The sequence below is a fragment of the Sessilibacter corallicola genome (assembly GCF_021290925.1).
In the GTDB taxonomy this organism is placed as follows: Bacteria; Pseudomonadota; Gammaproteobacteria; order Pseudomonadales; family Cellvibrionaceae; genus Sessilibacter; species Sessilibacter corallicola.
This window is the reverse complement of record NZ_JAJSLX010000003.1, coordinates 504,653-527,880: the sequence shown is the minus strand read 5'-3', so window position 1 is coordinate 527,880 and position 23,228 is coordinate 504,653. Positions and strand designations below refer to the sequence as shown.

General features: G+C 43.6%; 19 protein-coding genes. 13 read left to right on the top strand and 6 right to left on the bottom strand.

Annotated elements, in window-relative coordinates; translation table 11 throughout:
• The first annotated feature begins 92 nt into the window (after window positions 1–92).
• Window positions 93–1,244 (top strand): cyclic nucleotide-binding domain-containing protein, encoded by a 1,152-nt coding sequence (locus tag LU361_RS16460; RefSeq protein ID WP_233089983.1) that lies wholly within the window; start codon window positions 93–95, stop codon window positions 1,242–1,244.
• Here LU361_RS16460 and LU361_RS16455 read toward each other — a convergent pair.
• Window positions 1,187–2,272: a DUF1853 family protein gene (locus LU361_RS16455; protein WP_233089982.1), complete on the bottom strand. Its 1,086-nt coding sequence runs from the start codon at window positions 2,270–2,272 to the stop codon at window positions 1,187–1,189. The two genes, LU361_RS16460 and LU361_RS16455, sit on opposite strands and share 58 nt — an antisense overlap.
• A 248-nt stretch (window positions 2,273–2,520) precedes the next feature.
• Here LU361_RS16455 and LU361_RS16450 point away from each other — a divergent pair, with 248 nt between their 5' ends.
• The 6 genes from LU361_RS16450 to pepN all read left to right on the top strand — a co-directional run bounded on the left by LU361_RS16450 (window position 2,521) and on the right by pepN (window position 9,749).
• Window positions 2,521–3,429 (top strand): NAD(+) kinase, encoded by a 909-nt coding sequence (locus LU361_RS16450; protein WP_233089981.1) that lies wholly within the window; start codon window positions 2,521–2,523, stop codon window positions 3,427–3,429.
• A gap of 198 nt (window positions 3,430–3,627) precedes the next feature.
• Window positions 3,628–4,626, top strand: coding sequence for a metallophosphoesterase (locus LU361_RS16445; RefSeq protein WP_233089980.1), 999 nt, complete (start codon window positions 3,628–3,630; stop codon window positions 4,624–4,626).
• A 257-nt stretch (window positions 4,627–4,883) separates the two neighbouring features.
• Window positions 4,884–5,849 carry a rhomboid family intramembrane serine protease gene (locus tag LU361_RS16440; protein WP_233089979.1) on the top strand — a complete coding sequence of 322 codons (966 nt, stop codon included), beginning with the start codon at window positions 4,884–4,886 and terminating at the stop codon, window positions 5,847–5,849.
• Window positions 5,850–5,891: 42 nt separating this feature from the next.
• Window positions 5,892–6,152 carry a YeaC family protein gene (locus LU361_RS16435; RefSeq protein ID WP_233089978.1) on the top strand — a complete coding sequence of 87 codons (261 nt, stop codon included), beginning with the start codon at window positions 5,892–5,894 and terminating at the stop codon, window positions 6,150–6,152.
• Window positions 6,153–6,155: 3 nt separating this feature from the next.
• Window positions 6,156–7,001, top strand: a complete 846-nt coding sequence (locus LU361_RS16430) for a DUF2797 domain-containing protein (protein ID WP_233089977.1) — start codon at window positions 6,156–6,158, stop codon at window positions 6,999–7,001.
• A 90-nt stretch (window positions 7,002–7,091) separates the two neighbouring features.
• The gene (gene pepN / locus LU361_RS16425) at window positions 7,092–9,749 is read left to right on the top strand and encodes an aminopeptidase N (RefSeq protein WP_233090044.1); all 2,658 of its coding nucleotides are present in this window, start codon (window positions 7,092–7,094) and stop codon (window positions 9,747–9,749) included.
• A 69-nt stretch (window positions 9,750–9,818) separates the two neighbouring features.
• On the opposite strand, the gene arsB is transcribed toward pepN, so the two are convergent.
• The 5 genes from arsB to mfd form a co-directional block, all read right to left on the bottom strand.
• A complete protein-coding gene (gene arsB / locus LU361_RS16420) occupies window positions 9,819–10,835 on the bottom strand; it encodes an ACR3 family arsenite efflux transporter (RefSeq protein WP_233089976.1) in 1,017 nt (338 codons plus the stop codon).
• On the bottom strand, window positions 10,836–11,309 hold the full coding sequence (locus LU361_RS16415; protein ID WP_233089975.1) for an arsenate reductase ArsC: 474 nt from the start codon (window positions 11,307–11,309) through the stop codon (window positions 10,836–10,838).
• An 84-nt stretch (window positions 11,310–11,393) separates the two neighbouring features.
• Complete coding sequence (locus tag LU361_RS16410; RefSeq protein WP_233089974.1) at window positions 11,394–11,738, bottom strand: metalloregulator ArsR/SmtB family transcription factor; 345 nt, start codon at window positions 11,736–11,738, stop codon at window positions 11,394–11,396.
• Between the two features lie 107 nt (window positions 11,739–11,845).
• A complete protein-coding gene (locus LU361_RS16405; protein WP_233089973.1) occupies window positions 11,846–12,910 on the bottom strand; it encodes a CsiV family protein in 1,065 nt (354 codons plus the stop codon).
• Window positions 12,911–12,930: 20 nt separating this feature from the next.
• Window positions 12,931–16,377, bottom strand: a complete 3,447-nt coding sequence (mfd, locus tag LU361_RS16400; RefSeq protein WP_233089972.1) for a transcription-repair coupling factor — start codon at window positions 16,375–16,377, stop codon at window positions 12,931–12,933.
• A gap of 273 nt (window positions 16,378–16,650) precedes the next feature.
• Between mfd and LU361_RS16395 the strand changes: the two genes are divergently transcribed.
• From LU361_RS16395 to nqrE, 6 genes are all read left to right on the top strand, one after another.
• Window positions 16,651–18,099 carry a glyceraldehyde-3-phosphate dehydrogenase gene (locus LU361_RS16395; RefSeq protein WP_233089971.1) on the top strand — a complete coding sequence of 483 codons (1,449 nt, stop codon included), beginning with the start codon at window positions 16,651–16,653 and terminating at the stop codon, window positions 18,097–18,099.
• 544 nt (window positions 18,100–18,643) lie between these two features.
• Window positions 18,644–19,990 (top strand): Na(+)-translocating NADH-quinone reductase subunit A, encoded by a 1,347-nt coding sequence (locus LU361_RS16390; protein WP_233089970.1) that lies wholly within the window; start codon window positions 18,644–18,646, stop codon window positions 19,988–19,990.
• A gap of 3 nt (window positions 19,991–19,993) precedes the next feature.
• The gene (locus tag LU361_RS16385; protein WP_233089969.1) at window positions 19,994–21,190 is read left to right on the top strand and encodes an NADH:ubiquinone reductase (Na(+)-transporting) subunit B; all 1,197 of its coding nucleotides are present in this window, start codon (window positions 19,994–19,996) and stop codon (window positions 21,188–21,190) included.
• On the top strand, window positions 21,183–21,944 hold the full coding sequence (locus LU361_RS16380; protein ID WP_233089968.1) for a Na(+)-translocating NADH-quinone reductase subunit C: 762 nt from the start codon (window positions 21,183–21,185) through the stop codon (window positions 21,942–21,944). Before LU361_RS16385 ends, LU361_RS16380 begins: the two co-directional genes overlap by 8 nt.
• Window positions 21,945–21,946: 2 nt before the next feature.
• Window positions 21,947–22,603, top strand: coding sequence for an NADH:ubiquinone reductase (Na(+)-transporting) subunit D (locus LU361_RS16375; protein WP_233089967.1), 657 nt, complete (start codon window positions 21,947–21,949; stop codon window positions 22,601–22,603).
• A gap of 3 nt (window positions 22,604–22,606) precedes the next feature.
• Window positions 22,607–23,215 (top strand): NADH:ubiquinone reductase (Na(+)-transporting) subunit E, encoded by a 609-nt coding sequence (nqrE, locus tag LU361_RS16370; protein WP_233089966.1) that lies wholly within the window; start codon window positions 22,607–22,609, stop codon window positions 23,213–23,215.
• Window positions 23,216–23,228 lie beyond the last annotated feature (13 nt).

Below are 23,228 nucleotides of genomic sequence, written 5' to 3'. Positions count from 1 at the left end.
AGTTATCTGACCAAATCAAAATGGATCAGGGACGCTAAGATTGAATTAAGGTGTGGAATAGTGCGCACATTACTTTTGTGGCGCTAAGCAATATGAAAACGAAAATTGAGAGCTTGCATTCTTTTGTACCTTTACAGGGTATTCCAGAACAACACTTGGAATATTTGGTGGAAAGGGTACAAAGCCATTTCTTGTTTACCGGATCTACCGTTGAATCGAGTGAATTTGGCGGTGACGTATTTATCTATCTTTTTTCTGGTGAGGTAGTCATAAGCCACGCTGACGGTAGTGAACAAACAGTCAATGCGAATGGTAACTTGTTACCTCTGGCTTACCAGCATTTTTTGCCGGCAAAAATATCGGCAATCATCGATTCCGAATTAATTATTTTTCCATTAGATGAGCTTCGCAAACAATTGTGCTGGAGCCAAATGGCAGAATTTCAACGGGTACAAATTGCAGGTGATCCCAGTCGTGATGAAGATGCGCAATGGATAAACTTTATCCTAGATTCGAATTTATTTTTTAAAGTACCTCCCACCAACGTTTCTGAAATATTCTCCAAGCTAACTCCCAAGGTGGTGAGTTCAGGCGATATTGTGGTGCGCCAGGGTGAAATCGGTAACGCTTGTTTTTTCATCAAGGAAGGTCAAGCGCGGGTTGATGTCATAGACCCTGAGACCAATACCCAAAAGACCGTCGCTTATTTGGGGCCTGGGCGATGCTTTGGTGAAGATGCTCTAGTGAATAAAACTCAACGTAATGCAACCGTAACGATGATTGAAAACGGTGTGCTTATGCGTTTATCCAAAGATGATTTTTTTCCGTTAATGAAAAAAGAATCTTCTGATCAAGTTAGCAGTGATTTAATTTTGTCAAACCTGAACAAATTAGATTCAAAGCAGCGTTACGTACTTATAGATGTGAGAACAGCGCCAGAGTACGAATTTGGCCACCTCAAAAATTCCGTGAATATTTCTTTGGATTTACTGCCGTTGCACATTCCCCGTTTGGATAAAGACATTCAATATGTGCTCTATTCGGATACCGCATTCCGCAGCGATGCCGGAGCATCCGCACTGAGTAAGTTGGGTTTTAAAGCAATGTCTTTAGCTGAAGGTCTCAGGGGTTTGATTTCTAAATCTGAAAAAGATCTAGTGCCGCTTGATTACATCACTACTCAATCTTATTGGTTGCATGAAGGTTCGGTGATTGCTGACCAATCGTCGGGAACAATGAAGTAATAATTCATTTGGAAGTTATCATTCAATTGTGAGTGCTTGATACCGCAAATTTGAAAAGGCTTCTTTTCGTAAACTAGCTTATCTCTGAGTTGATTTACAAATGTTTTATTGCTAGATGTGTTATGTAAATTTACATAGTGTTCGGTAATAGAAACGTTGGTTTCCTTATTGATAGGAAGGTCGCGAGGTATTCCCAATTTTTCTTGAATTAATTGCTGGCAGTTTTTAAATAAAAATTCCGAGTAAAACGATTCGTAAGCTAGCCATTCTTGGCGATTAATAATTCTAGCGTAATCAAGATTTTTTAATAATTCATTTATTTCTCCAATATTTACCCAGTATCCCAGTTCCGCATTTGGGTTTACCGTTTTTGGAAGCAAGCTCGATTGTTGCTCGTGTTTTGTAAAAATATCGGAATAAGGTAAATAAATTCTTCCCTTCAGTAAAAATTTTTTCTTGATATTGTCCGTTATGCCATTTTCGCTTAGCAGTTGTTTGGCTTCTGGTCGATGGCTCAGTTCAAGCTGATGATTAAATTGTTTGTCGATTTTTAAATTCAGCCGATCATTTCTGTTGGGGCCTATCCAGGTAGGGGTTTCCGATAAATCTGTTGGTACGCGACAATCCGCTAAATAAAATTTAACCGCTGTTTCTAGGTGGTATGTATTGGCTGTACTGTTATCAGAATAAATAAAATCGAATTCGCCTAGGGTTCTTTTAGGTTTTGTGCGAGTGCTGAGCTGCAAGCGAGTAATAATGTGATTGAACAGGTGAGTAGTTTCTGTGTTGGTTGTGTTTTGCAGATTTGACAGGTAAAAGTGCAAGAGCGCTTCAAACAGCAAGCCTAACCGAATTGTGGGTTTTAGGTTGAGTAATTCTGAATTGCATAATGTTTTATCAATCAGTGATTTGATTTGATGACAATCGCTTGTTAGCTGAAATGGCTGGCTGTCACCTGACGGCGCTAGAGAGAGTAATTCTGGTGAAAAAATCATCCACAGCAGTTGTCGTTGTCTTAACGTGAGCATCGTAATTATCGTCGTAAAATCTTTATTGTTGGTAAAACACTATACTTGCTTTTACAATTGCGGGTAATTGCATACTGATTTGTAGCAAATTCTACCAATTAGGTTATGCAGAAGTATTTGAGTATTGAATACCAACGGTCTGATCGCTAATAAGAAAAAGTGTGTGAAAGGCGATATTCAAACACTTGATCATAAGAAATGGTTTCACCGGAGGATTGAACCTCTATGCCTGTATTTAGGTTGAAATAATGAAGCAAGCTTTTAAAACCATTGGCTTAATTGGACGCCCTGGTAGTGAATTAGCCGCTCAAACCGTCGCTCGTTTATATCAGTTTCTGAAATCGAACGGTTTTGAATCGGTGTTAGATTCAGATACAGCAAGCAGTGTTGTCAATTTGGAAGCAAAACACGTCGATAAACAATCCTTGGGTGCAGTTGTGGATCTGGTGATTGTTGTCGGTGGCGATGGCAGTTTACTCGGAGCCGCGCGCGCTGTTTGTGACCACAGCACGCCGTTATTGGGAATTAATCGTGGACGATTAGGGTTTCTAACCGATATTTCACCGGCCGAGATTGAACAGGAAGTCAGTGCTGTTTTGAACGGTGAATACGAATGCGAGAGCCGGTTCCTCTTGGAAATGGACGTGGTACGTGACGGTGAAGTTATAAGCCGGGGTACGGCGTTAAACGATGTTGTTTTGCACCCTGGTAAGTTCATCCGCATGATTCAGTTTGAGCTCTACGTGGACGATACCTTCGTTTACAGCCAGCGGTCGGATGGCATTATCATTTCAACGCCGACAGGTTCAACTGCTTACGCTTTAAGCGGTGGCGGCCCGTTGATGCATCCAAAGCTTGATGCAATCGAGCTTGTGCCGATTAATCCTCATACGCTCAGCAGTCGTCCAATGATTATTTCGGGGCAAAGTTCGCTGCGGTTGATTGTCGGTTCAGAGAACACAGCGTTTCCTCACATTACTTGCGATGGCCAAGCTCACGTTGTTACTCAGCCCGGAGACGAGGTTCGAGTCAGCAAAAAAGCCAATCAGCTCACGCTGGTGCACCCTGCAAACCATGATTTTTATGAGACATGCCGTCGAAAATTGGGTTGGGGGAGCCACATTCCTACAGATTCTTTCGCATCTGACGATGAATAATAGAGACACCCCGAGTTAATCTGAAGCTTTGCGACTAAAGTTCATCATTAAGCGCTCGACGCTAAGTCGTCGGGCGTTGATAATGTAGTGCTTACCGATCTTATCACTGGTACTTGATAGTATAATTGGTTATAAAATCTTACCTTAGCTCTGTAAAACTCAGAAATAACACCGACTTCAGATTCAGCAAGCAGTCCCATGTTAACGACGTACGAATACGACAGATATGATGGTTTTGACATAATAGGTGACATCCACGGATGTGCTGAGACCTTGCGGCGCTTGCTGACTAAATTAGGGTATTCCGAGAAGTCTGGTTACTGGCAACACAAAAACCGTTTAGCGGTATTTTTGGGCGATATTGTCGATCGAGGCCCTCACATTCGAGAAGCGCTGGCAATTGTGTATGGCATGGTTGAAGGTGAGTCTGCGGTGTGCATCATGGGAAATCATGAGTACAACGCGGTCGGTTACTGCACGCCGGCTCCAGAATCGCTGGGCAGGGCGTATCTTCGCGAACACAATAAACACCACAACCGCTTGATTGCCGAGACGCTGGAGCAATTTGCTGCATACCCAGAAGAGTGGCGAGAATACATCGAGTGGTTTAAGACGCTGCCCTTATTCATTGATTTTGAGCATTTTCGAGTGGTTCACGCCTGTTGGGACCACAAATTGATCAAGGAGTACTTGCAAAAGTACGCCACAAATAAGGTTAATACACGGTTTATCACCCGATCGGTCGATCGCCAATCCTTTGAGGGTCGGTTGATGGATCGTCTGACCCGAGGCACCGATTTACCGTTGCCCGACGGTCGAGTGATTACCAGTAAAGACGGTTATCAACGCAGATTTTTTAGAACCAAGTTTTGGTCGGAAAATCCTCAAACCTACTCAGACGTCGTCTTTCAGCCAGACCCGCTGCCAGAAGATTTGGTAGACCAGGCTCTGTCAACAGACGAGAAGTCCCGCTTGCTCACCTACGCTCAAAACGAAGTTCCTCTGTTTATTGGTCACTACTGGTTGCAGGGTAAGCCGAAACCCATTCGGCCCAATATTGCTTGTCTAGACTACAGCGCCGTTAAATTTGGTCGCTTAGTGGCTTACCGTTATGACGGTGAACCCGTGTTAGACGAAGAAAAGTTCACCTGGATTTACGTTGATCCTCCCGAGTGGCGAGACCCCGAGCCAGATTAGGTTCAATACGTTTAGTATTGGAAATAACTTCTCAAAATTCTTACGCTGTTATTTTGAATTTGTCCGCAAGCACTCTAAGATACAAAAATGCGGACAAAAGAACTTGCGAGTAGGGATTTTGTCAATAGGTTCAACGAACAGAACTTTAATTAGGGGCCTATCATCAAGCCTTTCTTTGGGATACCTATCCACCTGCAATTGGCGAAAGCTACCGATCCACTGATGCCTACATTACCGTCGATAACCGAGGCGAGCGTATGAGTGCTTGGTTTGCCGCTGTCGCATTTCCTCTTTCCTACGACTTAATGCCATTTGATCGATATTTGACGCAAGAGGGCATTATTCACCGCTTTACCGAAGAGCAAACCAAAGGGTTACAGGTGCTTTGGTTGGTTGATCCAGAGGATGTCGAAAAGGTTAAGCAGCTTGTTGATCTTATGTCTGATGACGGCCCAGAAGTTTTTGACCGATTGGATCGTAGCTCTGAAACATCCATGATGAACCCGTCAGGAAATAGCGGTTCTGGTATCTCAGGTGGCCGATCAACGCCAATGATAGACTGGGCATCCTATTGGCGTGATATACGGCAATTTCCGGTGACTGTTAGTTTTGTCAGTTTAGGGATTCTCGGGTTTTTCCTGTTTAAGTTAGCGCAATCGGGAGCCGGGCCGATTTTGAATCTTTTGACGTTTCACGAAGTTATTATTGCTCAAAAAGATTTGGTATCGGTTTATCAAGATCTTCAAAATGGTGAACTTTGGCGGCTGTTTACGCCGGTATTTATTCATTTTGATTTCATGCATGTGGCTTTTAACTGTGCGCTGTTTTGGTTTTTAGGCCGTAAAATAGAGCTCATACAAGGAAGCTCTGTGTTGCTGAGCTTGTCGATAGTCAGCGGTGTTTTGTCGAATTTATTGCAGGCCAGTTGGTATGGGATTGCCTTTTTTGGCGGATTGTCGGGAATTGTCTATGCGCTTGTCGGTTACATCTGGATGTGGCAGATAAACCACCCGCGCTCAAATCTGTGTATTCCCTTACCGATGATTATTTTCTTGTTGGTATTTTTGGCTTTGGGCTTTACACCAATCATTACCTTATTTGCCAGTGCAGAAGTCGCCAATGGCGCTCATTTAGGCGGTGTAATTAGTGGTATTATCTTCGGTTTTATCCATTCGAGATTAAACAGAAGTTCCTCACGAGAGACGAACGATTCTAATAATTAAGACACTGAGATCAGTGATCTAAAAATTTGATGTTAGGTTGATATGAATATTCAAGACTTGCTAGAAACCGTTACCCCTGAAATATACGAGAACCTCAAACGATCGATTGAATTGGGAAAATGGCCAAATGGCCAAAAGTTAACCAAAGAGCAGAAGGAAAACAGCCTACAATTGGTTATCGCCTACGAGCAGGAGCATTTCCCGGAGCAAGAGAGAACCGGTTACGTGCCGCCAAAAGCTGCTTGTGGTTCCAAGAAAACGGAGTCAAAGCCTGAAGAACCCGCGCCTTTGAAGTGGTCTTGATACATGGGCGTTTTTCATGATTTATCGGGCAGCTGTAAGAAAATGCCCGCGAAATTGGCCAGTGATGGCAAAGTTGAATACCAAATTGCGCTTGATGAACACAGTTTTGCTTTGAATGACTGCATCGGAAAAACGTTAAAAATCACGTTTCCTGGTGCAATTCATTGCATTGCTTGCGGTAAAAAAACCAAGAAGAGCTTCTCTCAAGGTCATTGTTTTCGGTGCATGAAAGTTCTGCCGCAGTGCGATCAATGCATTATGAGCCCTGAGCGTTGTCACTATTTCGCCGGAACCTGTCGTGATGCCGAGTGGGGTGAGCGAAATTGCATGACTGATCACATTGTCTATTTAGCCAATACCACAGCCGCTAAAGTTGGGATTACACGCGCTTCACAAATTCCTACGCGCTGGATTGATCAGGGGGCTGAACAAGCACTGCCAATTATGCGTGTTGCAACGCGGCAACAGGCGGGCTTTGTTGAGGATGCCTTGCGTGAACATATTGCCGATAAAACCAATTGGCGAAACATGCTGAAAAATAAAGCTGAACCCCTCGATTTGGAATCTCTAAGAGATCAGTTATTCGAAAAATGTGCCCATGAATTGGCCGAACTTGAAGATCGATTTGGTGCTGATTGTCTTGAGCGATTATCCAACAGCACCGTGGTGACGCTTGATTTTCCTGTGGCTGAATACCCTAAAAAAATTACCAGTTTTAATTTGGATAAAATTCCAGAAGCCGAAGGTGTATTGAAAGGTGTTAAGGGCCAGTATTTAATTTTTGATACTGGCGTCATTAATTTACGCAAATACACAGGTTACAACCTCAATATTCAAGTGTTAGCGTAGTGCTTTAACGCTAACGCCCCAGTCAAAACAATCACTTATTCCCAATCATTAAATGATTGTAAAACCCATAATCGAATACAGGATTAGATGATGAGAGATGCAGAACCCAAGGTAATTCGTCTACAAGATTATCAAGTTCCTAATTTTCAAATAACCAAAACTGAACTTCATTTTAATTTAGAACCTACAGAAACTCTGGTAACCAGTAAATTACAGTTCGAAAGAAACGCTAAGTCAGAAAATAAAAGTGCGGCGTTAGAGCTTCATGGTCAAGATATTGAAATTCAGAGTTTGAAGATAAACGGTGAAGAACTTACCGACGAACAATATCAGGTTAATCCAGAATCGCTCACGGTTTTTTCCGTGCCGGATGTTTTCGAATTTGAGTGCATTGGAAAAATTAATCCTCAAGAAAACACCTCTTTAGAAGGTCTTTATAAATCGCGCTCCATGTTTTGCACGCAATGTGAGGCGGAAGGTTTTCGAAAAATTACGTATTACCTCGATCGACCCGATGTAATGAGTGAATTCACAACCACCGTTGAGGCCGACAAAGCGCTGTATCCTATTTTATTATCCAACGGTAATCCGATTGAAAAAGGCGAGTTGGATAACAATCGTCACTTTGTTACGTGGCACGATCCGCACAAAAAACCGGCCTATTTATTCGCTTTGGTGGCGGGTGATTTGTCGGTGCTAGACGATACCTTCACCACATCATCAGGTCGTGACGTTGCGTTAAAAATTTTTGTTGAGCCCAAAGATTTGGATAAGTGCGACCACGCAATGACGTCGTTAAAAAATGCCATGAAGTGGGACGAAGACGTCTATGGTCGAGAATACGATCTCGATATTTTCATGATTGTTGCCGTTGATGATTTCAATATGGGGGCAATGGAAAATAAAGGATTAAATATCTTCAATACTTCTTGTGTATTGGCGAAAGCAGAAACTACATCCGATACTGGTTTTCAGCGGGTTGAAGCTGTTGTTGCTCACGAATATTTCCACAATTGGAGTGGCAACCGAGTGACTTGCCGCGATTGGTTCCAGCTAAGTTTAAAAGAAGGGTTTACTGTTTTCCGTGACAGTGAATTTTCTGCGGACATGGGATCGAGAACGGTCAAGCGTGTTGAAGACGCTAATGTTTTGCGAACGCTGCAATTCGCCGAAGATGCGGGCCCAATGGCTCACCCGGTACAGCCGCCGTCATTTATTGAAATATCTAATTTTTATACGTTAACTATTTATGAGAAGGGCGCTGAGGTTGTTCGAATGATTCACACCTTATTAGGTGCTGAAACTTTCCGAAAGGGCTCAGATATTTATTTTGCCGAAAATGACGGCACGGCAGCGACGATTGATGATTTTATCAGTGCAATGAGTAAAGCCAGCGGTAAAGATTTTACCCAATTTATGACATGGTATCGTCAAGCTGGTACGCCTGTTCTAAACGTTGCTGATAATTACGACGCTGAAAATCAAAAGTACACGTTAACCTTCGCTCAATCTTGTCCTGATACGCCGGAAGCTAAATCTGAGGATAAAAAACCGTATTTAATTCCTGTGCGTTTGGGGCTTTTGGGTGAGTCTGGACCTTTACCGTTGGAAATTAGTGATTTGGGAATTTCCGGTGTCACGGATACGGTTGTTGAAATTACTGAGTCAACTCAATGTATAGAGTTTTCCAACGTTTCTGAAAAACCTGTACCTTCGCTGCTGAGAAGTTTATCGGCTCCGGTAAAATTGCAGTTCGATTATTCCCGCGATCAGCTCATTAAGATCATGTCTAGCGATGAAGACGGTTTTAATCGCTGGGAAGCAAGTCAACAGTTGTGTGTTCAGGTTATTCAAGAATTGATGTCGGGTCTTCAATCTGAAAAGCCAGTTGCTGTGGATCCTAATTTAGTCGCGGCGTTCGACCGATTGTTAAAAGACGATGATCTTGATCCAGCCATGGTCGCGAATATGTTGAGTTTGCCGAGCGAATCGTATTTAGCGGAATTGGCTGAGGAAATTGATGTTGATGCGATTCATCAGTGCCGTGCTCAATTGAAAAAGACTCTCGCTGAAGAATTGTGTGGGTCGTTTGCGCAGCGATGGCAGAAAACACCGGCCACGGTGGATTATAAGGCTGATGCTGAACAAATTGGCTTACGCTCAATTCGGAACATGTGTTTATCGTATTTGGTCGCCAGTGGTCAGGAGCAATGGTTTGGTGTTGCTTACGAGCAATTTAGCTCGGCCAATAATATGACTGATCAATTCTCTGCAATGAGTGCTTTGGTTCACTCGGATTCTGAATTGGCAGAAAGTTACGCTTCGAAAGCATTGGCTGAATTTTATCAGCAGTGGTCAGAGGAAGCGTTAGTGGTGAATCAGTGGTTTGGGGTTCAAGCGTCTAAAGCTCATCCAAATACCTTGGAGCAGGTAAAAGCGTTAATGGAGCATCCGGCGTTCACAATGAAAAACCCGAATAAAGTTCGCTCTGTAATCGGTGCTTTCGCCAATAATCCTGTCTGCTTCCATGCCATTGATGGTTCGGGGTACAAATTCTTAGCGGATCAAATTATTGAATTGAATGCATTAAACCCGCAAATTGCTGCGCGATTGTTAACGCCGTTAACGCGATGGAAAAAGCAAACGCAACAACGACAAGCGTTAATGATTGAAGAGCTTAAACGTATTCAATTCGTTGCTGATTTGTCGAAAGATGTTTATGAGGTTGTCAGCAAAAGTTTGGTGTGATCTTTCCGTAAATAAAAAAACCGGCCTAGCGCCGGTTTTTTTTGGTTTATTGAGTCTTCTGGAGTTAAGTTACGTGTAGGCAAACCAATGCCGTGTTCTGTTCGCCAAGGCGACCAATGACAACATGACCGGGACTTCAACCAGTACACCCACTACCGTGGCCAGTGCCGCTGGCGAATTCAAACCAAACAGTGAAATAGCAACAGCAACCGCGAGTTCAAAGAAATTTGATGTTCCAATCATGCACGCGGGCGCGGCGACATTGTGCGGTAATCGCATTTTCTTAGCCGCGTAGTACGCGATAAAGAAAATACCGTAGGTTTGAATAATCAGTGGAATGGCAATTAATACAATGTCGAGCGGCTTTTTCAGCATCACTTCTGCTTGAAAAGCAAACAGTAATACAACGGTCATAATTAAACCAACAATGGATGCCGGTTTTAATTTATGAATCCACGCGTTTAAGTCGTCTGTTCTGCCGTCAAAATGTTTACGTGTTAGAAAGCCCGCAACTAACGGTAAAACCACATACAAGACGACAGATAATATTAACGTTTGCCAAGGAATGGTGATATCGGTAACGCCAAGCAAAATTCCAGCAATCGGAGCAAAGGTGAAAATCATGATGATGTCATTCACCGAAACCTGAACCAGAGTATAGTTCGCATCACCCTTGGTCAGTTGGCTCCAGACAAATACCATGGCCGTACACGGTGCCACTCCGAGCAAAATCATACCTGCGATGTATTCGTTGGCGGTTTGCGGATCGACGAAGTCTGCAAAAATGTAATGGAAAAATAAAACGCCCAAAGCGGCCATCGTAAAGGGTTTAATCAGCCAATTGACCGACAGCGTTAAAATTAATCCTTTGGGTTTTTTGCCGACGTCTTTGATGGACGTGAAATCCACTTGAACCATCATTGGGTAGATCATGATCCAAATAAGGATAGCGACGGGAATATTGACGTGGGCAAACTCTAAACCGGCAATGACTTGAAAGAGTCCAGGAAGAAAATTACCCAGAACAACGCCCGCTAAAATACCCAGGGCGACCCAAACGGTTAGGTAACGCTCGAAAATTCCCATTTAGCTGATCTCGGCAATGTGGTTGAGTTCTGCGATTTTTTGATCGGGGGCTAGGGCGTTTAAATCCAAGGCAAGCAGTGCCTTAATTCGATTGTGAATGATGTTAATCGTACTGCGAAATGCAGCGGCTACATCTTCTTCTGAGCCGGTTATTTTTGATGGGTCTGATAAACCCCAGTGCAGCTTTATGGTGTTTCCAAACCACACTGGGCAGGCTTCGTTAGCGGCGCTATCACAGACTGTGACCACAAGCTCAGGCTGGTCTGATTCGAACTTATCCCAGGATTTACTGGCCAAGCCGTCGATAGAAATGCCTGCTTCTTGTAAATATTTTAGGGTCAGTGGGTGCACTTCGCCGACAGGCTGGCTACCTGCGCTAAAGGCTTGTAAGGAGCCGTCAGAAAGGTGATTGGTGATGGCTTCACTGAGGACGCTGCGACAACGATTGTGGGTGCAAATGAATAAGATTTTCACGAATTGACCTATACGCTAAGAAAGTATAGGTCAAATGTATACGAAAAAACGTATATTGTGAATAGCTGTGTGAGGACAAAGGCGCTAACAGCAAGCGGCTTGGCGATCGGGACGTTCGCCCATAACACGCAAACGCTCGGTCGAGGCCTGCAAATAGTCAAAGCTGTTTGTGTGAGTGGTGGCAATAACGTCTTTTGCCCAACTGGGTAATTCTGGGTGAATGCTGTAAAAAATCCATTGGCCTTGTCGGCGATCTTGCAATACGCCAGAACTTCTCAACTGTGCCAAATGGCGAGAAATTTTAGGTTGGATTGTGCCGAGTGCCTCAGTGAGTTCACAAACACACAATTCTTTTTCTTGGTGAATCAACAGTATGCACTGTAGGCGAGTATCATCCGCTAAGCATTTATAAAATTTAACGTTATCCACGTTTAAGCTCCTTAATGTAAGCCTCCCTGCGATAAACCAGTTTTACCAATTTTATTTATAATTTTGTTGTTTGTATTCAAATTTTCAAAATTCGACAATGTAAAACTTTAAAATTCACTACTGTTTGAAGCTTCTGGTTCCCAGGGAGTAACTTTTGCTAAAACCCCAATGGCGGGGTGATCAATATAATGCAGCTCGTTGCTGCGCATTTTTCTCGATTGTGACAATAAAATAATTTGGTCAATTAAATACGGTTTTAGAGATACATTCTCCCCAGTGCCAAAACTTGCGAACGAAGTATTGTCACTTAAACCGGAATTAAAATTTCCAAGTGGGTCAAAAAGATTTTCAGAATCAGTATTTAATGAAAAATCGTTACTGTTGGCAAGATTAATAGTGTCAGTTATAGGTTTTGGTATTTCTGGGAGGTCTGGCCACAGGTTGGTGGATTCGTCCGTGCCGAGGTTTGGATAAAATTGAGTAAGCCACAAGTTGGTTTGCAAATGTAAATAACGTGAAGCGCTAACCGATACTGTTCCTTCTAATTCGAAGTGATCGTCAAATTGGTCGCCGCCGGTAATGACAACTGATTTAGCGTTGGTTTTTTCTGAAATAGGCTGTCGCCAAGCAATGTGTTTCAGCACTCGATACTGATTATTGCGCTCAAGTCGATTTTTTTGTGCAGTCAGTGACAGTTGATCCTCGGCTAAATGCGTAAATGCTTGCGGCAATTGCGGTTTAATTTCAGCGTTTAACGTTAAATCGTTACTTAACGATAAATTGCTGTTAATTTCCGCCTCGCTACTGAGAGTGTTGGCGTCATTATCCAGTAAATTGCCAGCGGTAGTTTCTGGGTTATCAGAATCCTGTAATTGAATTTCTTCACCGGAGGTAAGCAATACTGTTCCGGGAGGGTAGGCTAAAGCAATGTCGGTTGGCCAAATTTCTCCCGCGTCTGCTGGATTTAAGGTTTGGGAAAAAACCAGCAATTCAACTTGATACCAACGTTCGTTGTTAGAATCTGATTGCGCTAGGGCGTCGCCATTAACGAATAAAAAACCGAGTGAGAGTTGAAGAAAACGCAGCGCAAATTTTTGTGGCGATTTTCTTCTCAAAAGCCGTTGTTGTTGGCTGTTGTCACAGGCAGTTTTTGTGAGTTGGTGTGTTTTCATAAATATTTGTCTAATCGTATCTATTTGGATTTCGATGTTAACGTATTCAGAAGCTGTTCTGCGCCTCGGAGTTTAGACTCCGGATTATCCAAAGTATCCAGGAATTTAAATTTATTTGCGCCTTCCATTTGGTACTTAGTTGGAAACTTCTGAACTAAAGTAACAATGGTTAGCGGGTCAACTTCGGTATTTGCTTTAAAGTCCAATTTAATTTGACGATTATTGGCTTCAATTTTCTTAATGCCTAGGGCATCGGCGGTGAATCTCAAACGATTAACCCGAATGAGATTTTTGGTTTGTTCCGGTAATAATCCAAAGCGATCGATGATTTCTACTTGAAGGTCATTTAATTCCTGTTCGCTGCTGGTATTGGCTAGACGCTTATAAAGCATCAACCTTAAATGAACATCGGGGAGATAATCTTCTGGGATTAGCGCGGGAATTCTTAAGTTTATTTCGGTTTCCTCGCGGTTTTCGATAGATTCAACCTCAAGTTTGCCGGATTTGATGGATTTGACGGCTCGATCGAGCATATCCATATAAAGCGAGAAGCCAACGTGTTGAATTTGCCCGCTTTGCTCTTCGCCCAGTAATTCACCCGCACCACGAATTTCCAAATCGTGTGTTGCCAGTGTAAAGCCGGCGCCGAGTTCCGTTGCTTGGCTGATTGCTTCCAAGCGCTTGGTTGCGTCTTGCGTGAGCTTCTTGTGCGGTGGCGTTAACAAATATGCGTACGCTTGGTGGTGAGATCGACCAACGCGTCCGCGAAGCTGATGAAGTTGTGCAAGGCCGAATTTATCGGCTCTGTCGATAACGATGGTATTTGCGTTGGGAATATCGAGCCCGGTTTCAATAATTGTGGTTGCAACCAAGACATTGAAGCGTTTGTGGTAGAAGTCGTCCATAACCACTTCTAATTCGCGTTCTCGCATTTGTCCGTGGCCAAAGGTTACTCGCGCTTCGGGAATGAGTTCTTCGATGTCTCGCGCCGCTTTTTCAATGGTTTTTACTTCGTTGTGCAGATAATAAACCTGGCCGCCGCGCAAAATTTCGCGAAGTATCGCCTCTTTAATAATGCCGGGTTGGTTTTCTTGAACAAAGGTTTTAACCGACAAGCGTTTCGCTGGCGGTGTGGCGATGATGGACAGATCTCTCACGCCCTGCATCGACATATTTAGCGTTCGTGGAATCGGTGTTGCTGTCATTGCCAAAACGTCAATTTCGGCGCGTAGGGATTTAAAGCGATCTTTTTGGCGAACGCCAAAACGGTGTTCTTCGTCGATAATCACCAGGCCTAGATCACGGTATTTAACATCGGATTGAATGAGCTTGTGCGTGCCGATGATAATATCAATGGTACCTTCTTTAACTTGCTCCAGGGTTTTATTTGCTTGGGTGTTGGTTTGAAATCGGGATAACAAGCCAACTTGGACGGGCCATTGGGCGAAACGATCATTAAAGTTATCGAAATGTTGTTGAGCGAGCAGGGTGGTTGGCACCATGACCGCGACCTGTTTTCCTGAAATGGCGGCGATAAACGCTGCTCGCATGGCGACTTCGGTTTTACCGAAGCCGACATCTCCACATACGAGGCGATCCATGGGCTGGTTGGAAAGCATGTCACCAATGACGGCGTCAATGGCGGTTTGCTGGTCTTCGGTTTCTTCGAACGGAAAACTCGCCGCAAATTGTTGGTAATGTTCCGCCGGGTCGGGGAAGGCGGTACCTCGACGTGCTGCGCGTTGCGCGTAAATGGCGAGCAGTTCTGCGGCGGCATCGCGAACTTTTTCTGCAGCTTTGTGTTTTGCCTTGCTCCACGCTTCTGAACCGAGACGGTGGAGTGGGGCAAGATCGGGATCGGCTCCGCTGTATCGGCTGATTAAGTGAAGGTTTTCAACCGGCACGTACAGCTTTGCTTCTTCAGCGTATTCTAAAGTCAAAAATTCACTGGCCTGGCCGTCACTTTCAATGAGTTGTAAACCTCGGTAACGCCCAACGCCGTGATCAATATGAACGACAGGTGCGTCAATCGCCAATTCGGTTAAATGCTTGATGACTTGTTCTGTTGCATCAACCGATTTTTTTCGGCGTCGAGTGGGTGCTAATCGTGTTCCGTATAAATCGGACTCTGCGATTAATGCAATGGCGGAGTCGTCGGCATCTAAAATAACGCCTTTTTCTATCGGGCATTGAGCGATGTTAATTGCATTTTTTGACGCTAAGCATTGCCAGAAATCGTCGACGGTTTCGGGTTTAATACTAATTTTTTGTAATTGCTCAATTAATATTTCTTTACGTCCGGCGGTGTCTGCACAAAATAACAATTTGCCTTTAAAACCTTTTACAAAGTTTTCTAAAGCTTTAAAAGGGCGGTCCGATTGATTGTCGATTCCCAGTGCAGGCAGTGGTTGGGTTGCCGCTTTTAAACCGTTATTTTTTTCGGAGACATTAATTGAATCATAGCTTTTTAAGCGGGAAAAAAGCTCTTCAACGGTAAAGTAAATTGACGTTGGTTTGAGTAATGGACGTCTTGGATCGACGTTTAAATTTGTGTACCGAGCATTAATTTCAGCCCAGTAAGCGTCGGCGGCTTCGCTTAAATTCCCGAGTGTGAAAATTTGGGTTGGCTTGGGGAAATAATCCAGCAAGCTTCCCATGGTTTCAAAAAATAACGGCAAATAATATTCGATGCCTGGGGGAGAGATTCCGTCGCAAATATCTTGATAAATAGGGCACGATTTGTGGTCGACATCAAACGTAGAATGCCAGTGATCTCTGAAGATTTTAATGCCATTTTGATCCAGCGGAAATTCGTGCGCAGGCAGCAGCTTTAAATTCTCGACGCTGGTTGTGGTGATTTGTGTCGACGGATCGAAAGTTCGAATACTGTCAATTTCTGAGTCAAACAAATCAATTCTATAAGGCTCGTTTTCACCCATCGCAAAGATGTCGATGATCGAACCTCGAATGGCGTATTCACCGTGTTCTAATACAGTGTCGACTCTGCGATAGCCTCCGTCTTCAAGGCGAGTTCGGCTCGCTTCGATATCGAGTAGGTCACCGCAATTTAGAATTAAGCTTCGTCCATCTAGGAAACCCTTCGGAGACAGCCGCACCATTAATGAGGTAATCGGGATAATAACAATCACCGATTCGTTCGTGCTTATTTTATAGAGTGCTTCTAAACGTTCGGAGATGATATCGGCGTGAGGCGAGAAGTGATCGTAGGGCAGTGTTTCCCAGTCGGGAAAATGTACGACTAAAGGACAATTTTTCTTTCCTTTACTAAAGCTCAGAATTTCCTGCTCTAATAAAGTCGCGCTGGCTGTATCTTGCGTGACAGCAATATAACGAGCAGGTGTTTTAGTCGCATAGGAAACTATCGATAACGCTAGAGACGTTCGATTTAAATTGCTCCAAATGGATTGATTTTTTTCGTATTTAGGCGGATTTAGCGCAGAAAACATACCAGCAATCTAGAGTTGATTAAATTTCGGCGCAATTGTAGCGGCTTGTTCGATAAATTCGTACTTAAATACTGAATTTCTATTAAATTATTGCAGGTTTAGAGTTTTTCCCTTGTTTTATGGGATTTTTACAAAATTTTATACGAGAATTAAGTCACACTATTTTCCCAGTTATTGCGATCAGCTCGCGATGTCTGGATAATACCGACTCCCAATTGGGGCAAAGCAGAATTCTTCTGCACCATTTCAAGCAAAATAGGAAGGTGTACTCACGTGAATCGACCAAAACCGGATGATTATTTCAAGGACTGGAAACAACGCGAAGCACTTGCCGAATCAATGATTCCTTTGATCGGCGGTCTTTACCGAGAAAAAAACGTAGTAATCAGCATGTATGGAAAGCCGCTGATCAATCGTTCAGTTATCGATATTATGAAAGCTCATCGTTTTGTTCGCCAAGTCGAAGATAACGAACTTTCTGAGTTTGAAACTTTTCCAATTTTGGAAGCGTTATCAAAATTAAATTTGAGTGCCGCGCGAATTGACCTTGGTAAGTTGACTGTTAAGGCAATGGCTTCAGGTGAAAATTTTGACGCTGAAAAGTTTGCTGCAGAAGAGTTGGCTGGATTGCTAGGCGGTCAAGCACCTTTGAGTGAGCCACAAGACGTTATCTTATACGGCTTTGGTCGTATCGGCCGATTGGTTGCTCGTCTTCTGGTTGAGAAATCAGGTAGTGGTGAGTCTTTGCGTGTTCGAGCTATCGTAGTTCGCAAAGGTAAAGCAGAAAACGATTTGGTTAAGCGAGCGAGCCTTCTGCGTCGTGACTCTGTTCACGGTTCTTTCAAAGGTACCATTCGCATCGACGAAGAGCGCAATAGCCTAGTAATCAACGGCAATGAGATTCGCGTTATCTATGCGAACAACCCTGCAGAGATCGATTACACCGAATACGGCATTAACAACGCGTTGGTTGTTGATAACACTGGTGTTTGGCGTGACGCTGAAGCTCTTGGCCAGCACATCCAAAGTAAAGGTGTATCCAAAGTATTGCTGACTGCTCCAGGTAAAGGCGATCTTAAGAATATCGTATACGGTATCAACCACAACGATATTACGCCTGAAGACACTATTATTTCTGCGGCTTCTTGTACCACCAACGCTATCGTTCCTGCACTAAAAGCAATGAACGAGAAATTTGGCATCATTCACGGACACGTAGAAACCGTTCACTCTTTCACCAATGATCAGAACTTGATCGACAACTACCACAAAGGTGAGCGTCGTGGTCGTGCTGCGTCATTAAACATGGTAATCACCGAGACCGGTGCTGCTAAAGCCGTGGCGAAGGCGTTACCAGAATTGAAAGGTAAGCTAACAGGCAACGCGATTCGCGTACCTACGCCAAACGTTTCTATGGCTATTCTTAACCTTCAGTTAGACAACGAAACAACCGCTGAAGACGTTAATGAATACATGCGATATATCGCTTTGCATTCTCCAATGTCACAGCAAGTTGATTACACAAATTCTCCGGAAGTGGTATCAAGTGACTTCGTTGGTTCTAGACAAGCGTGTATTTTCGACGCTAAAGCAACCATTGTTGACGGTAAAAGTGCAATTCTTTATCTCTGGTACGACAATGAGTTCGGTTACAGCTGCCAGGTAGTTCGTTGCTTGGAAAAAATTGCTGGTGTTGAATATCTAGCCTATCCGCAGGTTTAACGTCCTGTATAGAAATACCCTGACTGGCTAATTGTTAAACGATTGCTGGTTGGGGGTTTCTCTTTTCTTGCTTATATCCTTTCTTTGAGTACCTGTTACTTTTTATTGTCTGTTGAAATATTCACCTAAGTTTTTGACTTTACAAGACTTTTTTTAATAACGGTAATAAAAACATAGTTTCCACTCTGGAAACAAAGCCCATAGAAACTTATAATTGCGCGGATTTTTTGGTGCGGAGCGGCCCGGCTGCATCCGTTTTGTGTTCAATTTAACCCAATCATGTGTGTGATAGGTCTGGGTGTGATTGAATTCACCTCAGCATGTTCTCCACTGATAAGCTCGAAATTGCCTTCGCGCATTTCACAATAATTATTGCTATTGGTCTTGTATACATTGACATACAGCAAAGCGTGAGCTTTTACTTGTATGTATCTCAGATTTTTAAATAGCAAAATCAAAAAAAGCGTGCAGCATCCAGCCTTTATGAATTAGGGGCATTATTGGATTCTGTTTACAATCCAACTAGTGTGATTAGGCAAGGTGTATGATAAAGATCCGTAAGGGATTGGAATTACCCATTACCGGGGCACCCCAGCAGATCGTTGACAGCGCATCGAGAGTAACTTCCGTCGCTGTAATCGGGTCGGATTATCATGGTATGAAGCCAACCATGTTGGTCCAAGTGGGTGATAAAGTGAAACTCGGACAGGTATTGTTTACCGATAAGAAGTCCGAGGGTGTTAAATACACTGCTCCTGCCTCCGGTACCGTAGCGGCGATTAACCGCGGTGCTAAGCGAGTATTCCAATCCATCGTTATTGATATTGACGAAAGTGGTGAAAGCGAAGAGTTTGAATCATATTCTGTTGATCAGCTATCCGGTTTGTCGGATGAGCAGGTTCGCAGTACTCTGATTGAATCAGGTCTATGGACAGCACTTCGTACCCGTCCTTTCAGTAAAGTTCCCGCCGTTGATTCAAAGCCAAGTTCTATTTTTGTAAATGCAATGGACACTAATCCATTGGCCGCTGATCCTGCGGTTATTTTGCAAGAGTACAAAGAGGATTTTGCCAACGGTCTATCCATTTTATCAGCGTTGACCGACGGAAGTGTTTTTGTCTGTAAAGCTGCCGGTGCAGATGTATTTACTGGTACAAACAGTAAGGTCAAAGTTGAAGAATTCTCTGGTATCCATCCAGCCGGTAATCCTGGCACTCACATTCATCACCTAGATCCAGTGTCTGTTAACAAGACTGTCTGGACAATCAACTACCAAGAAGTCGTTGCCGTTGGTAAGTTGTTTACCACAGGTAAGTTGTTCGTTGAGCGTGTTGTTGCTTTGGCAGGTCCAGTTGTTGATAAGCCACGTTTGGTTAAAACTCGCGTTGGTGCAAACCTTCAAGAGCTTAGTGCTGGTGAACTGAACGAGCCTAAGTCTCGTATCGTTAGCGGTTCGGTTTTTGGTGGACGCACGGCTGTTGGCCCTGTTGCTTACTTGGGTCGATATCATTTGCAGGTTTCTGCATTGCGCGAAGGTGACGATCGTCCGCCTGTGCATTATTTGCGTCCTGGTTTTAACTACTTCTCAACTATGGGTATCTACATATCGAAGTTGTTTGCAGGTAAGAAATTCGACTTCAATACGACTACCGCCGGTAGTGAGCGTGCTATGGTTCCTGTAGGTAACTATGAAAGAGTCATGCCACTCGATATTTTGCCAACGCAATTATTGCGGTCGTTGATTGTACTAGATACAGATACTGCTCAAAAACTCGGTTGTTTAGAGCTTGATGAGGAGGATTTAGCTCTCTGTACGTTCGTTTGTCCTGGAAAATATGAGTACGGCCCAATTCTCCGCGACAACTTAACTCGTATTGAGCTGGAGGGTTAATAAATGTCGTTACGTAAAATACTTGATGATTTAGAGCCAAATTTCCACAAAGGTGGAAAATGGCAAAGTTGGTATGCACTGTATGAAGCAATTGATACTGTGTTTTACCGTCCAGGTTCTGTAACTAAAACCACTTCCCATGTTCGCGACGGTGTTGACCTTAAGCGTATTATGATTACTGTTTGGATGTGTACTTTCCCAGCAGTTTTCTACGGTATGTACAACATCGGTTGGCAAGCCAACAGTAATATGGAAGCTATGGGTTTAACTGAGATTGGTAACTGGCGCGATGCTTTTATCGGTACTTTTGATCCCAACAGTGTGTTGAATTGTATTTGGCACGGCGCTCTGTATTTCTTACCCATTTACCTAGTCACTTTCGTGGTTGGTGGTTTCTGGGAAGTTCTTTTTGCCATGAAACGTGGCCACGAAGTTAACGAAGGTTTCTTTGTTACTTCTATCCTTTTTGCCTTGGTATGTCCTCCAACACTTCCTCTATGGTTGGCAGCGCTCGGAATTAGTTTCGGTGTTGTTATCGGTAAAGAAGTATTCGGCGGTACTGGTAAAAACTTCTTGAACCCAGCGCTATCTGGCCGTGCATTTTTGTTCTTCGCTTACCCAGCGTTTATGTCAGGCGATACCGTATGGACCGCTGTAGACGGATTCACTGGTGCGACCGCGTTGTCTGTTGCTGCTTCTCAAGGTTTAGAAGCAATGCAAACTTCGCTTTCTTTATCTTGGAACGATGCGTTCATCGGTCATATGCAAGGTTCAATGGGTGAAGTCTCTACTTTAGCTATCTTCTTAGGTGGTGCGGTATTGCTTTGGACCAAGATTGCCTCTTGGCGAATTATGGCTGGCGTAATGCTAGGTATGATTGCAACTTCTACTCTGTTTAACTTCATCGGTTCTGATACCAACCCAATGTTCGAATTGCCTTGGTACTGGCATTTAGTTGTCGGTGGTTTTGCATTCGGTATGGTGTTTATGGCAACTGACCCTGTGTCGGCTTCCATGACAAGCACTGGTAAATGGTACTTCGGTATTTTGATCGGCTTTATGGTCGTTGTTATCCGTGTAGTTAACCCAGCATTCCCTGAAGGTATGATGTTGGCAATTCTATTTGCTAACTTGTTTGCTCCATTGATCGATCACTTCGTGGTGCAAAACAACATCAAGAGGAGATTGGCTCGTGGCTAATAAAGATTCTACAGCGGGCACTATTACAGTTGCTCTTGTACTTTGTATTGTTTGTTCGGTAATCGTTTCTGCTGCGGCAGTAATGCTAAAGCCTGCTCAGGTAGCTAACAAACAGTTGGACTTTAAACGCAACATTCTTGCAGCAGCAGGTTTGTTAGACAGCCAAAAAAGTGTTGAAGAGCAATTTTCGCAAATCACCACTCGCTTGGTTTCATTAGAGTCTGGCACTTTCACTGATGGCGATCCTGATGGTTTTGACCCGCTTGTTGCGGCAAAAGACCCATCTCAGTCTCGTTCATTATCATCTGCAGAAGATCTTGCCAAAATTTCTCGACTTGAAGAAGTTTCTGAAGTTTATCTTGTTGAGAAAGACGGCAGCATTGACAAGGTTATCCTTCCAATCCGTGGTTACGGTCTATGGTCTACTTTGTACGGCTTCTTAGCACTTGAAGCTGACATGAAAACTGTTGTTGGTATCGGTTTTTACCAACACGGTGAAACACCAGGACTTGGCGGTGAAGTTGACAACCCAAGCTGGAAAGCTGGTTGGGTTGGCAAGGAAATGTTTGACTCTAATGGCGATGTTGCTGTGAACATTGTTAAAGGTAAGGCGCCTGAAGATTCAGATCATGAAATCGATGGTTTATCAGGAGCAACGTTGACCAGTAAGGGGGTGAGCAATCTCGTTCGCTTCTGGTTGAGTGATGTTGCGTTCGGTAAGTTCCTAACCAACTTGAAGGAAGGGGAGGCTTAATCGTGAAAGTTAAAGAGTTACTCTTTAAGCCAGTATTCGAAAATAACCCGATTGCATTGCAGATTCTTGGTATTTGTTCTGCACTGGCTGTTACCAGTAGTTTGAAAGTAACCTTGGTTATGTGTATTGCATTAACCGCGGTAACTGCTTTCTCTAACTTGTTTGTTGCACTTGTTCGTAACTTCGTACCTGGAAGTATCCGAATTATTGTACAGATGACGATCATTGCATCGTTGGTAATCGTTGTAGACCAGGTACTTAAAGCAGTCGCTTACGATATCAGTAAGCAGCTTTCTGTATTCGTTGGTTTGATCATTACCAACTGTATTGTAATGGGTCGTGCAGAAGCATTCGCAATGAAAAACCCACCGTTACCTAGTTTCCTTGACGGTATCGGTAACGGTTTAGGCTACAGCGTACTGTTGATTGCTCTTGCGACAATTCGTGAATTGTTGGGCGCTGGTAAGTTGTTCGGTGTTGAGATCCTACCGTTGACCACCGATGGTGGCTGGTACGTTTCTAACGGAATGATGTTGTTACCACCAAGTGCTTTCTTCTTGATTGGTTTGCTTATCTGGGGCTTGCGCTCTTGGAAACCTAAGCAGCTTGAAGAGCCTGAATTTAAAATCGCAGCTAACACTAAGCCTAAGGAGGTATAAGCAATGGAACATTACCTTAGCTTATTCGTTCGTTCGATTTTCATCGACAACATGGCACTGACCTTCTTCTTAGGTATGTGTACATTTTTGGCGGTATCTAAAAAAGTTGATGCGGCTATTGGTTTGGGTGTAGCGGTTGTTGTGGTACTTGGTTTGACCGTACCGATTAACAACTTGCTTTACACTTATCTACTTGCTGACGGCGCTCTTGCGTGGGCAGGCTTACCTAATGTTGATTTGAGCTTCTTGGGCTTGATTTCATACATTGGTGTAATTGCGGCATTGGTTCAAATCCTGGAAATGGTTTTGGATAAGTACGTGCCTGCTCTGTACAACGCACTGGGCGTATTCTTGCCACTTATTACCGTAAACTGCGCAATCATGGGTGCTTCTTTGTTCATGGTTGAGCGTGATTACGACTTCGCTGAAAGTACCGTATTCGGTATTGGTGCGGGTATCGGTTGGGCATTAGCTATTGCGGTGTTGGCGGGTATTCGTGAGAAGTTAAAGTACAGTGACGTACCTGCAGGCCTACAAGGCTTAGGTATTACCTTCATTACTGTAGGTTTGATGTCACTTGGCTTTATGTCTTTCGGTGGTATCGATCTATAAGGTGGAGTAGAGC